Source organism: Dyadobacter sp. CY356 (genome assembly GCF_021440195.1).
Classification (GTDB): domain Bacteria; phylum Bacteroidota; class Bacteroidia; order Cytophagales; family Spirosomataceae; genus Dyadobacter.
Genome location: NZ_JAJTSZ010000001.1, coordinates 40,497 through 55,421, shown reverse-complemented (window position 1 = coordinate 55,421; position 14,925 = coordinate 40,497). Strand labels below are relative to the sequence as shown.

Below are 14,925 nucleotides of genomic sequence, written 5' to 3'. Positions count from 1 at the left end.
CGTTTAAAAGACATCAGTTAATAATTTATGTACCTCCGAAGTTGAATTGATCGCTGCGTGTAAAAGGAATGACCATACGATTGAGTTGTATCTGATTGCCAGATAACTAAATATAATACCATACACGAACTGTGGAAGAACGTAAATGGGGTATAAATAAAAAACTGTACCATTTAAAGGAATAAAATTGGCTATATGTAGCAAAGCAAAAGCTACTGTCAATCCCCAACATAAATAATTATAATTTTTTGCCCCTAAAATAGGTGTGGAAATTTTTGCAGAACTCCTGTTAAAAACTATAATACCACCAAAAATTAATACCAGAATAGAATTATAAAGCCAAAAGGATATTTCCAAGTGAAAAAGCTCCGAAAAAAAATACAGAATAAAAACAAAGAATATAGTACATCTCGAAAGAAGAGACCTAGTTAAAAGAGGCAAACGAAAAATAGACTCTTCAACAAAAGGACCTATCAGGCACACCTTAAGAAAACTATCTACGGGCGAGTTTGCTTTACGGAATTCATCTCTCAGCTTGTGCAAGTTTTCATAGATTGAGATGTTTAAAGTATTTTTCAATACGCCGTCAACAATTACAATGATCAATATGATCATAACTGCAGCGTAAAGGCTGAAAAAGTAAGTCTTTCTTAGGGCCACCATTCTTTCCTTTATTGATTCTCTGTCACCAACCTGGAAGCAGGCGTATGGATTACGGTAGAATGTAGCAATGTCTTGAATCATAAGTTGTTTTATTGCTACTGAAAGATATGATTTAATAACTTGGGGAAACATTCAGCTGAAATAAATTAGTAAATAAGTAATCGATCCAGCCAAGGAATATAACAAATCTCAAAAAAATAATCTTATTATCATATATCTAAAAATAATCTCCTTCTCATAGGACCTCAAAATACTGATTTTAAGGAAAGTCAGTATATGATCGTTTGTTGTCATATACTGGCTTTCCTTATATGACAGACGATTCAATATGAAAATATCGAATGATTCGTTTGTTTCCACTGTATCCAGAAGCTAAACTAATTTACCTTTTTTCTCCATTATTAAATTTGGAGGTGACACAGATGGGTTTACATCCTCTAATCTATCAATTCATTGCTCCCGATACACCAATACTTTCTCCACCAGTTTTAGTAACACTACGCCATGCACTACCGGCATAGTATGCAACCCAATACCAGCCAGATTCACCACCGGTTACCTCCTCCAACTCAATATCTGTCAATTCAGTTAAATTATTTGAAAATTCGGTTATGTTTGTCATATAATTATTTTTTAAATATTAGACGATATAAATAAGGGGCGTATTTCATAAATATATAACAAGCGCTAAAAATGAATATTTTCCATCTATTTTCGACAATTATTTTAGAAACATGTTGATATAGGTCTGTGATATTCATTTTATTGTAATGAGTTAATTATTTATCGTTTTTATATACTTTTAATACAAATAAAATTATTGTTCAGTATCTGGACTTTCCATTCATCCCATCGCTAAACCCATCTCGAATATCCCCCCAATTATCCATAAGTATCATTGCCGCAGGTATTACAATCCACCAAAATCCTCCTTCTAGTTCTATCAGTTCATCCGAATTCAATTCCACAAATCCGAAGTTATTTAATTCTAATTGTTTCATTGTTTTTAAATTTAGAGTAATAAAAATTTACTAAGACCATCACTATATTTTGTTGGCCAACAGCATTCAAGTAATGATCCTGTAAAGCTAAACCCTCTCACTGAACTATTACTGCAGTGTCTATATTATGGTAAAATTTTTTTAAAATTTATTACTTAACTAGTAATATGATTTAACTTTACAATTTAAATAAATCATAATCAACAATGTATTGCCAAATAAATTCTAAGATATTGAATAAAGAATGCAACAAAACTCCGTACCAAAAACCATAAATAATTCGAACATAACCCAACATAAGTCCTCCAAAAGTTTGACTTATTGTTATAAAAGGAATAAAAATATAATGTGAGCTATTAAACTGATAATTAAAAATATGAATACAGCCAAAAAATACAGCTGATACATAATACAACCATTTGAAATAATTCTTATTCCGATAAAAGCCTAAGAAAAGTCGAAACATACATTCTTCCATTAGCGGAGCGAAAATAATGACTAAAAATACCTTAACGAGTAAGCTCATCTTCAAAGTCTTTTCCTTTAATTCATCAAACAAGCCTATTTTTTCAGCAATTTCGACCGGATACCAAAGAATAATTCCGCTTATTATGAACGATATAAACAAATAATAAAAACAAACATGCAATAGCTTCTGTCTTGTCGGTGGAATTGCATAATCAGGATGATTCGGATCTCTAACAAATTGTATACAATGCCTGATTAAAAAATTAAAATGAGTGATCATTGATTAGTCTAATATTGTCTCTTCTTGTGAAAGTAAATTGGACTTTTAATTATTTCGGTCAAATCCATAATAAAGGTTTCCAGCCATTTTCCTCAATCATATTTCGTAAAATATCTGCTCTCTGAGGTAAAAAATCAGACTGTTTCCATGAAGCAATATTATCATGGCCATACCACCTTTTTAAATTTCCATTTAGTACTTCATCAATCTGTGCAGGAACAATGGTGGAGATACCAGAAATAATTTTGCAAACAGCCGAAAAGTGAATGTCCTCACCAGTTTCTAATGAATACGGCGGCAGTTGCCAAAAGTCTTTGAGATATCTAGATTTAAAAAACCAACTATTACATCCGAAATCTACTTGTGTCTCTAATTCACAATAATTATAAGGGACATTGTGGCTAACATCTCCGATAAAATAACTGGGAACGTTGCTTAACTTTTCGGGGTAAAAGTCATTTCGAGGAACAATTCGACCAGCACTTGAAATAATTGCATTTTTTTCTTCGCATAAATTTTTACACTTATGCAACCAATTCATTGAGGGGATAACGTCATCGTCTAAAATATAGATATACTTTGATTTGACATATTGAGCGAAAGAAAATCTGCCAAAATATTTTAAATTTATTGTCGATGATAATATTTTTATGAATGGGTATTGTCTTTTTATTTCATCCAACTGTACATAGTCACCACATTGTATTATCCAGATTTCTGAAGGTTTCAAGGTTTGGTTGAATAATGCCAGAAGCTGTTCCTTAACATGATCACGTTTCCAGATATTCATAATAACAGTTATTTCGCTGTTTTCCAGATATTGCGATATTTTCTCAGCAACATGGTTAATCTCATTATTTTTTGAATTACAAAGTAGAGGAATATCGTAGGTCTGATAAACTACCGGTATTGGCTTTCCATCCACAAAAATGGCCGGTATTGCTGTTATCCTAGCGAGATTACACCAGTTACCTTGTAAAGAAACCTGTGTTTTTATTTCTTCCTCAGATAATCCAGATCCATTCTCCAAATTATTCTTCCACTTCCCAATAGATTGATCAATATTTAAAAACCATTTGTTTAAACCTTCTAATGCGGTTTCCTGCGGACAATTCAAAATAGCCTGTATAAACTGAATATCCTTCTCATTTAGAGGAAGAAAAATTATTCGCCAGTAAATGTTACTATTTTTCAGGAATAATTCCGACAACCCATTGTGTATCTCTGCTGATTCCGGATTGCTGGGACTGTAAACTAAGGTAATAATATGTCTAGCAACCGGATCTCCGATTCCGATAATTTTCATATTTTCAAAAACTGGCGGTAATTGAGCACTATTTTTAAAGATACTCCCAACATAATCAGGATTGAACTTCATTCGTTTTATTTCCCGGATTACTTCATACCATTGCTTTTGCGAGGCTATGACAGGCTTGATAAGTGCATACAACGCAGCAATGAACAGATAAGAAACCAAAAGTGAATACGCCTTAATACTGTCTGAAAAGTTAAAATTCCCAAAAAAGTAATACCACACTGCAAATTCAAACCAAAATAATACTAATACGATGCAGCACGTCAGACACCATTTTTTTGCTTTTCCCGCCTGATAATAAATTAAGTAAAACGTAAATGGCAGAGATATCAAGTTGAGTAAAAATAACTGGTCGATGATTTTCTCATTAAATATGGCTGCAATACATATTCCTAAGATACTGCCAACGAAATATACAACTCCTGTTTCTGCCCAGCTCAACCAGTTAAACAAGTTGGCCCCTTTTGAATTTAACAGGCTGTTATTTTTTCTCTTTTCAACAATTAAGCTGGTGTTTTTTCTTATAACCGGTTCCGCAGGATTTATACTCTGCCACATCAGTAATCCGGATAATCCGGCACCCCCGAGTTTTATAAGCATAAGCAAACCTGCCCGCCAGCTCTCCGCACTTGAATACAGAGGATGCCGATTCCAAAACAGAAGACCTATAAATGCCAAAATTCCTATGGTAATAACAGGAAAAAGTGAATTGGTCAGTAATTCTTGTATTCGCTTACTGTTGTAATTTTTCTCATTCGAATCAGTAGTTGGTTCTATAAGCAAAATTGCTCCGTTCCATTTTTGTTCAAATTCATATAAGGTTTCATTTTGCCATCCCTTTTGTGTATGGTACCATTCCACCTGGCTTTCAGATACCTTACGGACAGGGGCAAAAATACCTCCATCAATATTAAAAAAAGCCAATGCAGGCAATGGTAGTCCTGCTAGTTTTTCTATCGAGCCCCGTGCCGCAATTGTTTTGATTTTACATTCGTTAAGTACATCTTTTAAAGAAGCCAGACTAGGAAAATGCGGATGCCTCAAAAGTGCTTTTCTCAGGGTCTGTTTTGTAATTTTTACATTAGCCGACCTAAGCAATTCGGATAATGCATCAAGTGCATTTTGTTCAAATGGATTCATGTTGACTGATCAGTTTATCAATGGTGTGTATAATAAAATTTCCCGCATATTTAACTTCTATATCGTGATTGAATTTTTCTATAGTTTCATGGAATGTTTTATCCTCCAAAAGCTTAATTATCTTTTCAGTGATCGCCGGCGGTTTATCCTGATTAAACACGCCCCGCAATCCCAGCCCATGGTGTTCAACTTTAAGGCCATTGCCATTTTGGTCATATACCAGATCAAGGGGATAAACAAGCATGGGTACTTCGTAATAAATACTCTCCTTAATAGAACCCAAACCTCCATGGGTAATGTGCAGATCAGCGTTTTCCAGCACTTGGAGCTGGGGCACTTTTGCAAAAAAGTGAACATTCGGAGCCAGCTGTCTCTGATAAAGCAACGTTTGTTTAATCTGGGTTTTAATAGAAAATATAAATTCAACTGGGATGGTAAGATTTGCAATAGCAGTAAGTAAATTGTTCAGAAATTGCAAAATCATTGGATTCGAGTCTACATAGAACGTGCCGAAACTGCAATAAATGATTTTAACATCTTTCTTCTTTTTATAAAGCAAACGCTGAAACCATTCATTAAAACCTTCATCTACACCCAGATCCACACGATCTTTATTCAAACAAAGTCCCAGGTAATGTTGGGGTGGTAATTTGATTTTCGGAGATAGTTCCAGTTCAAGTGGAGCAAGTAATACCTCTGGAATATTATCAAATAAAATGGTATAGGTTGCGTTTTTCGTCATCCTGTTTTTTTCTCCCAATTTAGAATGCACTAAAAGCTTTTTTAACTGATTAGCATAAACCCATCTGAACAAGGAACCAATCCAGGTAGTCCAACCCTGAAAAACCTGTCCCATTTGATGAATTTTGTAATCTTTTGTATTAGCGGTCGACCAGGATCGTTCAGAAACTGTTGGAAACCCGCCCACTTTATACGTTGATAGCATGGGGTTAAAACAAACCAGGGCAGTCTGTGGAAAGATAACATGCAATGGGAACAACTCTGTACTGTTAAAAATATCAACAATCACCGCGGCAGGTTTGAGATGACCTAGTATTGATGCAAATTCATCGATTTTATCATGAAAAAGTACGTTTTGGTGCATAGCCAGAAGAATATGCCAAAGCGTATATTTTCGTCCTTTTTCTTTAAGATAACCCGCTTCCTGACCAATACCTACTTTAAAAGGACTAATCATAATGGGATGAAAATCATAACTACGGACGATATCGGCCAGTTTTTCTTCCATTACAAGCACATAAATTTCGTACTCGTTTTTCAGGTGGCTCGCCAGGTTCATCGCGGGAATTACATGACTTTGAATATTGGCCGGATAAAAAAGTAATATTTTTTTCATTATTTCTATTAGTGCAATACAATTCCTTCACCGTCAAAAAGACACTTGCTTTTGACGGTGAAGGAATAAACCTAAAAAATGTTAATGCACTATTTCTGCAGTGAAAATAATTCAGTAAAATATTTTTGAAACCACATTTACATTCCCTCCTTCCACTTTACTTATTTCATCATCATTCAACTCTCGAAACCCCATCTCAAACCGGACTTCTCTCTCATAATAATAACTCCTTCTATGAGGGCAAAAAGAAATAGGTGCACCCATTTCCCGCATAGCCCTTATGTATTCAAATACAGCTCTCTCTGATAAATCTAATTTTACGGCCAATTCAGCGGGAGATCCTGTTGCCTTTCTGCGGATCATACCATGGAGGCGATCAAAGCGTTCAAAATATTTTGTCAGGATCATATTTTTTGGGTTGATGAAATAGATGCTATTAACCATTTGCTAATGATTTGAACTTTAATATGCCTTTTTGGCCCTCGCTTCAAAAGCCAAACTAATAAGCCTTCACAAGACAGCATTAACCTACGACCTTCCAGCTGAAAAGCTTGATACTGATTTTATGAGAATGTCTGTAATAAGTGACTTCTAAAAATACTTACGTATTCAAAGTAAGTCCGTTGAAATTTTCAAAAAAAAGAACTTCGACCGATTAAATTCCATATTCGATCAAGCATGGGTAAAGTGTAGCTGAACAGATTAAATTAACTCATGAATAAAAACATACAGTGCTTCATAATTGATGATGAGCCTCATGCACGTGATGTCATCAAAAAATTTATTTCAAGAGTGTCATTTCTTGAAATAACTGGTGAATTTGATAATGCTTTGGAGGCTCTTTTTCAGATTCATGACAGAAAGCCAGATCTGGTATTTCTCGATGTTGAAATGCCGGAAATGAACGGGTTCCAATTTATACGTACCCTTCAAGGGCATCGACCTCAGATTATATTGGTAACAGCTTATCAGCAATATGCCATGGAGGGCTTTGAACATCAGGTAACCGATTATCTGCTTAAACCTATTGCTTTTGAGCGCTTCATGCGGGCTGTGAATAGAGTAGCGGAACAAATGCCAAAATCAGAGCAAGCGTTCCAAACTTATTCACCCAACCCTTTGATTCCTGAAAAACCCGTTAAAGTCCTTGATCAAACAATAAAAAAACAAACTAACAGTGATGATTTTCTTTTAATAAAAGTAGATAAGAAATTGATAAGACTCATGATTGACGAAATAGTGTTGATTGAAGCAATGAAGGACTACATTAAGATACACCTTCCATTAAGGACTATCGTTACACATAACACCATGAGCAAAATCCAGGAAATGCTTCCGGAAGATCGCTTTTTACGTGTAAGTCGTTTTTTTATTGTGCGTAAAAACGTCATCGGGGAAATCGTGGGAAATAAAATCATTACAACTGACGGGAAAAAAGTGGATATTGGAATCACCTATAGAGAAATGGTAATGAAAATTCTGAAAAATCAAGTATAATTATCTAAGCTTCTCAAACCCCAGATTTAACTGGAGTTCTCTCTCATATATAATAAGTCCTTAAGGTGAAACCAACTCCCGAGTTGCCATAATGTATTCAAGATGAGGCTTTTTCGGTCATCAAACAGGAAGTTTCATGGCTGCTTTCTGCTGATATTAACTGACTCAATAATAAATTTCCTCATTTCAAAAGTACTTTCATTAAACTGGAAATTGATCGAAGGATGTGCTGGATTAGTATAATACAGCAGATCACTAAACACTATCGGCCTATCTTTTGCTATTATATTTCCTCCTGCTTTTGCGATCGTGAGATTGTATCTTTTCGTGTTCATATTTAAGGAGATAACCGCCGTATGGATTGTGCCAGGTGGAATATTACCGACCCATTCCATCTCACCAGACAAACTTCTCATTAGCGTAACATCACCGCTATTTGTAATAATCATTCGGAAAATAAGTACGCTTGTTCCGTCAGATATATCCATCGTCAGATCGCTTCCATAACCTGCAATCGTCCCTGCGTAATAGAACCACAAAGGGCTGAATTAAGTCCGTAGGAATGCCTCGAAAACCAATAAATTGATTTCACAAATCAAGCCCCGTGGCAGGGGCCTGAGAGAATGTAAGCGCCTTTTCACCTGCATTGTTTGCTGACGTCGTAATCCGAAGCCTTGGATTCAATACGGTTTCATAAATTACCTCGTCACCAACCGGATCGCCCGGAATATCCTTTATTGGCAAACTGCCCACCACATCACTTTCAAAGGTTTCAGTCAAAACCGCAGTTGTTTTACAGGAAGTAATAGCACAAGCCAATAATAAAATGGCAACAAGTTTGTAGTTTTTCATTTTTGATAAAAGTTTAAATTTTATCAAAAGTAGAGCGTTGGGTTTCCGGTTTTGAGCGTAAAATTACTTGGTTGAGTGAGCGGTATCGTACCTAAAAAAAGTTTATTGAATAGCCTTATTTTGATAACGATGCTCGGTTTTTTGCCAAAGATTCAAAACCCCAGACGCAGGCCGGTTGACATGGTGACGGGCGAGATACTTCTATATAAGTTTACCGGATTAACAGCAATTTCTTTAATCGGATAATGTCTAACAATTATTTTGGATTTAAAAAAATTCCCTTTTGATTTAAATTGAAGAATGTCCTTTTCCCGGATAGTTCCCATGTATTGAATTTCAGCAAAATAAGAAATCTTTCTCTTTCTGTATTCAAAGCCAATACCCGTTTGCGCACTGGTAAGCTTATTACCTAAATAAATTCTAGTATCACGTTTCAAACTTTCATCATCCAAAACGATATCTATTTCGGAGGAAAGTTTGCCTAAGGAAAAGCCTGTTTTGCCAGCAGTTATACCGACAGAAGCGGTCAGAAATAACGGGTTTCCAATTTTTTTGATTAGAAAAAATCGTTGATACTTAATTGAAGTCAACTTGTAAAGATTGGCCTTCGATAATGCGTATAAAAAACTAATACTTACATGTGATAATGGTGCCAGCTTGTAGCCAATACCTAACAAAGTACCAGGAATGAATCGTCCTGGCACTTCCCGGGGATCTTGGTTTTTCTGGTTCACGTAATTCAGGTAAAAATTATCTACACCCCTAGATTTGTAAAGCGCTCCGGTTAAGGCATAGCTTGTGGTTATGTTTTTTGTAAAGCGAAATATCTTAGCTCTGAAATTGACACGTGAATTTACACGCTCTAAATTCTCACCGATAGATTTTACATTATTATAAATAATGGAGCTGTCTGATTTGTAGAATGACAATGAGTCGCTTTTGATCTTTTGATAATCACCCTCAAAATCGGTGTTACCGTAATTTTCCATTTCAGAGATCGGCACACCATATTGGAGACGTTTTTTAAAAGGGATTGGCTCTAAATGACCCATCAGATTACAATCTGTCGTAATAAATTCTAAAACCGAATTGCTTTCTTTCCTGGTCTTAGAATTATATATTTTAGTTTTTAATGAAGTGTAATTTACTAAGCTGATATTTCCAAGCTTTTGATAAATGGTCAAATAGTTTTTTGTGATTTTTCGACTTGGAACTAAGGGATTTAAATTTTGAGGATTATTATTGCTCCATTCAATTTTCATGTAGGATGATGTCTCTTTATCAATCCAAAATCGGCCCTGCAAGGTTTGCTCCTTATCCGTCGACTTAAACTGTATAACGTAAGCAGTATCTTTACCAAAGTTATGTTGCACCATAGTCTCCAGCCGATAATTATATTTTTTATTAAATGAGGAAGGGTTCAGAAATACCGCCTTTTGTCTCACCGGATCATTCCAATCGGCAATAAACGGCCCTCCATAATATCTGATATTATCAACACTATCGCGGTAAGGGAATCTTAAATTATGCAATTTAAGCACCTCAATCTGAGCAGTTTCACCAGGATTTTCATACCCGTTTTGCTGGATCCGTAATGACGATTCTGAAAAATATAAATATCTGTTATCCGGAACAGACCTTTGATATGCCCGGTAAAATCCTGTCAGCTCAATAACATTTAGTGGATAATTATCCCTTATTTTCCTGTAAGCCTTTCCGATCAAAGCTTTTAATGAGCTATCAGGAAAAATAAATATTCCATCCAGTTGCCTGGTATCAGGCTCAAGAGTAATATTTAAACGTTTTTGATTAACATCAACCGTTGTTGTATATGTTTTGTAACCAAGCGCACTAAACACGAGAGTTCTGCCGTGAGTATCTTTTACCATAACCTTAAAATACCCGTTCTCATTTGCAACGGTGCCGCCATGATTCTCTTCGATTTTAACTGATCCAAATGGAATTGCTTCTCCCAGACCATTTACGATTTTACCTGTTATGTAAAAAGTCTGCGCGATTGAAGCAGCTGGCTGAATAAACAACAAGATTAAGCAAAGTATGTATAAGTTAACTTTGGCAGTCATATGTAACACATTTTCTACCCTTATTGAAAAACGGAAATAATAAAACCCTTAACAATAACATAAGTCTTACTTACCACCGGACCGATTAATGCTCCCAGCAACATTAAAGATATATTGTAGAGGACCTTTTTTTGTTTTGTATTTAACTGAATCATTCTCAACTAATTAATATGATTTATTAATAGAAAATCAAAGCTTTTTTAACTCTTTCCGGAACAAGATCAAGTGCAAAATCAAGGTAAGCGTGCATAGTTTCAAAATACTGTTGTCTTCCAGATAGCTAATTGTGCTTTCCATTGAAATTACCTTTCCCGGAATCAGTAAGTTAGATAATGAGCCCGCCACAATTCCCCCAAGAGAGGCAAAGAATCCTTTAAAAAATGATTTTAATCTTAGCGTTTCAATTTCATTCGTTTCATATTTCTCTTTTGAAAAAGTAACGACGATAAGTCCGCCCAACAAAAACCAGCCAAATAGACTTGAAGATTTTGTATCCATTGTAAAGTTGAAAAAGATCGGAATAAGCGTAGAAAGCAAGGCCATGAGGGCGAGGGAAATAAATAAGTAGCCAATTTTTTTATAAGAAAAAGATAGCATCTTGTGTAAATGTTATAAGTTAAAATCAATAATGTAAATCCAGAATAGACAAAGTGCGTTGTAAACGGCATGTAGTAATACACCATACCAAAATCCATATATCATTCGGACGTAGCCTAGTATAAAGCCTGCAAAAGTTTGTGGCAGGGTGATAAGTGGAACAAAAAAATAATGACTACTATCAAAGGCATAGGTGAAAATATGAGCCCAGCCGAAAAGAACTGCTGACAAGTAATAAACCCATTTGAAACACGACTTGCCACGGACCAGTCCAAGGGGAAAGCGGAACATCGCTTCTTCTATAAAAGGCGCAATAGCCACGGCTGAGACAACTAAAATCAGAACCCGTTGACCATTATCAATCTCGATAAGCGGATTATACCATTTTAGTTTCTCGGCAAACTTTACGAGATACCACGATAATTCGCTGGCTATAAAAGCAAATACAGCAATATATAATCCAACATCAATCAGTTTTTTCTTGTCTGTAATTGTGAGGTAATCCGGGTAATTGGGATTTCTCACAAAGGATACGAAATTTAAAAATAGTGTGTAAGAATGCTTCATATCAGTTACCCGTTAGCACTTTTAAAACTTCCATCAAAGAATTTATTCCGGCATGAATCAGAAAAGGCAAAATGATGGATTTGTAATTAATTGCCGCATAGCTTAGGACAACGCCATATATTAATTGAGGAAGGACATAAAAAGGGTATAAAAAGATTAGCGATCCGTTTATGGGAGTAAAATTTCCAATGTGAACAAGGCCAAAACTTATAATAGAAAACCAACAGGTAAAGTTGTAAAATCCCCTTTGCAATACCTGCTCACCAGTTTTGATTAAGAACAGATTATAGAAAAAAAGCATAAATAAAACCGGCATCACAACAATATAGTATTGAAGAGAAGAAATGAAAAAGCTGTGAAATGAAGTAATCGCATCCAGCATCAACAAAAGAGAGATAATTTGCAGACAGCGTGATTTTGCAATTAATATAAATCGAAAAGCACCTTCCTCAAAAAAAGGTGCAGCCAGGCAGATATCTAAAACTGCACGTGTGGGGCCAACAGATTCTCGAAATGCATGTCTATTGTGTGACAGATTTGCAAAAATTGAAATGTTTAATAAAGATTTTATCGGCATTTCGATTAAAAATACAACGAGTATTAAGGCTACAAATGCAGAACCTATGCAGAAAAGTATTGCCCTCTTCACAAAGTCAAGTTTTTCTGTCACCGTTTCCCTTTGATCTTTGCCAAACGATGAGTAAGGATTTTGGAGGAATTTGAATAAAATTTTGATCATGTGTATAGTTAACCTGACGAAAATGTACCTAACAAATTCGCAACGCAATGTAAAAACTCTCCCTGAAAACGTATCTAGCTGTACTACACTACTTTAATCAAAGTTTGATTATAATATTCCAATCACGACTATATAAAAATTCGGTAAGCAGAAAAGTAAGAATTTTATAAAATAACCAAAGTCCGACCAGGAATATCACCGATAAAATTCGACGATATTCATTTACAAAAATTGACGATGAAGAAAATTGATTAACACGAAAGCAGAGAACTATTCGCTTAACCCAGCCCAATCTGCGGGCTCGTGCAGGAAGACATTATAATCAACAAAACCATGAATACCATCCGCCCAGCCTTTCTCGCTATGCTGCCAGAAAAGCACATGGGCATCTGAGGCCAGATCGTCTATATGGTTTCGTGAATAACCTGCGAGCCAGAGAGGGTAATCGTCGAAGTTTCCGGCTATGTATTTTTTGTAGAAATGTTCATTCACATAAATGATCGGGCGAACGCCGTAGTGTTTTTCAATCAACACAAGCCAGTTACGAACACCTTTCACGATAATATCATTAGGTTTTTTGGCATCAGTTTCCAGGTCAAGTACGGGCGGAAGGTCTCCAGGAAGCAATTGTACCTGTCCGATAAAATTGTCGACCTGCCTGTCGGACATCACGCGAGGATTGTAAAAATGGTAAGCGCCGCGTTTCATTCCCACACGTCTTGCTTCCTTCCAGTTACGCTGAAATTCCCTGTCCAGGTGCGTGGCTCCCTCGGTGGCTTTGATATACACAAAGTCTATCCCAACTTCTTCTGTTCGCGATTTTTTTAGTTTATCCCAGTTAATACGTGCATTATGGTGCGACACATCGATCCCGTGCAACGCATATTTCAGCGGAAGTTTGATGCCAAATTTTGCAATATATGTCCAGCGATTTTCATCTTTTTTATCATTCCACCACAGCAATCCGCCTATCAGCACTAAAATACCAGCTATGATCAACCAGCCTTTCAACGGCAGCGGTTTCAAATAGTCTGGCTTACCAGCCATGGTGCTTTGCATTTTCTTTTTTGCCATACGCTCGTAAAAGTACAAAAAGAAAGGAATGCTCAACCGCATGATCGTAATTCAAGTGCACTTCGAACCACTTTTCAACGTCAACAATTGTAGAAAACATCCTACTATTTTGATGTTTTTCAATCAAATATGGAATATTCTAATCCAATTCCGGTTAAGAGAGCAAAACAAGCCAAAATAATGTCAATTCACGATTTTACTAAGTGACCCATTAAAATCAGAATAGTCTAATCAAATGTAGCATAGATAATTCTTGGTTATGGAAAATACTAATAAGTCGGAACTAAGGGAAGAAAATCTGGAAACCATCGGAAGGAGAATCAGGAAACTTCGCCATTTACGCGGTTATAAACAAGAGATCATAGCCCGTGAAATCGGTCTTAGCCAGACGGCATATAGCAAAATAGAAACAGGCGACACAAGCCTGACCATCGGAAGAGCGGCATTGATAGCAAAATTCTTCGGCATGTCGCTTACTGAACTATTATCCTGGGAGATGCCTTAAAAAAAATTCTATCTCCCGTGTGACGCTTCTAATGATCTAACGTCTACATAGAGAATTTCAACAAAAAAACTAAAATCACATTATACACACATCATTAAAGTTAGGCATACCTTTTACACACACTTTTTAAACACTTCATCAACAAGCTTTTTAACACTACTTACCATTTTACACACACTTAAATCCGGTTCTAAAAAACAGAAATTGTTTTAAAGAACCGGATTTTTGCGTTTTTTAATTCTACAAGTAGCAGAAATCATCCTTTTAACCGTTCAATTCAGAATTTTGCCACTCATGTACTTTGCATTGCATAGTACCTAGCATAACCCTTACCTTTATCATGTTCTTTAAGAACAATCAATCAAAAAACTTTAAATTCTATTAGCCATGAAAATTACATTCACTTCCGCAATCATCGCATTTGTACTATCTGCCACTACAATTTTCTCTGCAAACGCAGAAGACAAAGAAGTAAAAAAAGTTACCGGTTTTGATTCTGGTATCTATGCTTCCAGAGATGGAAAGATCAAAATCAATATTGACAAGTACAATAATGCAGCTACCGCCATCCTATTTCAGGATTCAAATGGCAATATTGTTTATAAAGAAACTGCCGGTAGAGCTGCCAAAAAATTGAGACGTGAGATTGACGTCAACCAATTGAAAAGTGGAAATTACCTCATTGAAATTTCGAGCAAAGGCGAAAAACAAACAAAAGTTTTACAGTTAACCGAAAAAACTACTGAACGTGCAATTACCGTTAACTAAGGCTTTGAAAAAATGAAA

17 protein-coding genes and 1 pseudogene are annotated in these 14,925 nt (G+C 35.7%); 3 read left to right on the top strand and 15 right to left on the bottom strand.

All coding sequences use genetic code 11. The features are described from left to right. Positions 1-3: 3 nt before the first annotated feature. The 7 genes from LXL81_RS00240 to LXL81_RS00215 all read right to left on the bottom strand — a co-directional run bounded on the left by LXL81_RS00240 (position 4) and on the right by LXL81_RS00215 (position 6,668). Positions 4-744 (bottom strand): CPBP family intramembrane glutamic endopeptidase, encoded by a 741-nt coding sequence (locus LXL81_RS00240; protein ID WP_234644695.1) that lies wholly within the window; start codon positions 742-744, stop codon positions 4-6. Between the two features lie 364 nt (positions 745-1,108). Further along, the gene (locus tag LXL81_RS00235; protein ID WP_234644694.1) at positions 1,109-1,285 is read right to left on the bottom strand and encodes a hypothetical protein; all 177 of its coding nucleotides are present in this window, start codon (positions 1,283-1,285) and stop codon (positions 1,109-1,111) included. A 202-nt stretch (positions 1,286-1,487) separates the two neighbouring features. Next, entirely contained in the window at positions 1,488-1,664 is a 177-nt protein-coding gene (locus LXL81_RS00230) for a hypothetical protein (protein ID WP_234644693.1), read from the bottom strand. Positions 1,665-1,842: 178 nt separating this feature from the next. Continuing rightward, positions 1,843-2,190 (bottom strand): type II CAAX prenyl endopeptidase Rce1 family protein, encoded by a 348-nt coding sequence (locus LXL81_RS29215; RefSeq protein WP_409013855.1) that lies wholly within the window; start codon positions 2,188-2,190, stop codon positions 1,843-1,845. A 280-nt stretch (positions 2,191-2,470) separates the two neighbouring features. Continuing rightward, complete coding sequence (locus tag LXL81_RS00225) at positions 2,471-4,867, bottom strand: vitamin K epoxide reductase family protein (protein ID WP_234644692.1); 2,397 nt, start codon at positions 4,865-4,867, stop codon at positions 2,471-2,473. Then, positions 4,854-6,224 carry a glycosyltransferase gene (locus LXL81_RS00220; protein WP_234644691.1) on the bottom strand — a complete coding sequence of 457 codons (1,371 nt, stop codon included), beginning with the start codon at positions 6,222-6,224 and terminating at the stop codon, positions 4,854-4,856. The genes LXL81_RS00225 and LXL81_RS00220 overlap by 14 nt, the downstream gene beginning before the upstream one ends. A gap of 111 nt (positions 6,225-6,335) precedes the next feature. Then, on the bottom strand, positions 6,336-6,668 hold the full coding sequence (locus tag LXL81_RS00215) for an HTH domain-containing protein (protein WP_234644690.1): 333 nt from the start codon (positions 6,666-6,668) through the stop codon (positions 6,336-6,338). Positions 6,669-6,938: 270 nt separating this feature from the next. On the opposite strand from LXL81_RS00215, the gene LXL81_RS00210 reads away from it, so the two are divergent. After that, positions 6,939-7,721 (top strand): LytTR family DNA-binding domain-containing protein, encoded by a 783-nt coding sequence (locus LXL81_RS00210; protein WP_234644689.1) that lies wholly within the window; start codon positions 6,939-6,941, stop codon positions 7,719-7,721. Positions 7,722-7,855: 134 nt separating this feature from the next. Here the strand turns inward: LXL81_RS00210 and LXL81_RS00205 are convergent, their stop codons facing one another. The 8 genes and pseudogenes from LXL81_RS00205 to LXL81_RS00175 all read right to left on the bottom strand — a co-directional run bounded on the left by LXL81_RS00205 (position 7,856) and on the right by LXL81_RS00175 (position 13,676). Beyond that, a complete protein-coding gene (locus LXL81_RS00205; RefSeq protein ID WP_234644688.1) occupies positions 7,856-8,260 on the bottom strand; it encodes a hypothetical protein in 405 nt (134 codons plus the stop codon). Positions 8,261-8,309: 49 nt separating this feature from the next. Continuing rightward, positions 8,310-8,573, bottom strand: coding sequence for a hypothetical protein (locus LXL81_RS00200; protein ID WP_234644687.1), 264 nt, complete (start codon positions 8,571-8,573; stop codon positions 8,310-8,312). Between the two features lie 152 nt (positions 8,574-8,725). Then, positions 8,726-10,105 (bottom strand): hypothetical protein, encoded by a 1,380-nt coding sequence (locus LXL81_RS00195; RefSeq protein ID WP_234644686.1) that lies wholly within the window; start codon positions 10,103-10,105, stop codon positions 8,726-8,728. Positions 10,106-10,339: 234 nt separating this feature from the next. Beyond that, positions 10,340-10,657 (bottom strand): annotated as a pseudogene (locus tag LXL81_RS29210) (carboxypeptidase-like regulatory domain-containing protein); the annotation flags it as partial. A gap of 189 nt (positions 10,658-10,846) precedes the next feature. Next, a complete protein-coding gene (locus LXL81_RS00190) occupies positions 10,847-11,254 on the bottom strand; it encodes a hypothetical protein (RefSeq protein ID WP_234644685.1) in 408 nt (135 codons plus the stop codon). Between the two features lie 12 nt (positions 11,255-11,266). Further along, positions 11,267-11,821: a CPBP family intramembrane glutamic endopeptidase gene (locus LXL81_RS00185; protein WP_234644684.1), complete on the bottom strand. Its 555-nt coding sequence runs from the start codon at positions 11,819-11,821 to the stop codon at positions 11,267-11,269. A gap of 1 nt (position 11,822) precedes the next feature. Next, positions 11,823-12,560, bottom strand: coding sequence for a type II CAAX prenyl endopeptidase Rce1 family protein (locus LXL81_RS00180; RefSeq protein ID WP_234644683.1), 738 nt, complete (start codon positions 12,558-12,560; stop codon positions 11,823-11,825). Positions 12,561-12,830: 270 nt separating this feature from the next. Continuing rightward, positions 12,831-13,676 (bottom strand): glycoside hydrolase family 25 protein, encoded by an 846-nt coding sequence (locus LXL81_RS00175; protein ID WP_234644682.1) that lies wholly within the window; start codon positions 13,674-13,676, stop codon positions 12,831-12,833. A gap of 217 nt (positions 13,677-13,893) precedes the next feature. On the opposite strand from LXL81_RS00175, the gene LXL81_RS00170 reads away from it, so the two are divergent. Both LXL81_RS00170 and LXL81_RS00165 read left to right on the top strand, forming a co-directional pair. Next, the gene (locus LXL81_RS00170) at positions 13,894-14,139 is read left to right on the top strand and encodes a helix-turn-helix domain-containing protein (RefSeq protein WP_234644681.1); all 246 of its coding nucleotides are present in this window, start codon (positions 13,894-13,896) and stop codon (positions 14,137-14,139) included. Positions 14,140-14,526: 387 nt separating this feature from the next. Further along, positions 14,527-14,907 carry a T9SS type A sorting domain-containing protein gene (locus LXL81_RS00165; RefSeq protein ID WP_234644680.1) on the top strand — a complete coding sequence of 127 codons (381 nt, stop codon included), beginning with the start codon at positions 14,527-14,529 and terminating at the stop codon, positions 14,905-14,907. Positions 14,908-14,925 lie beyond the last annotated feature (18 nt).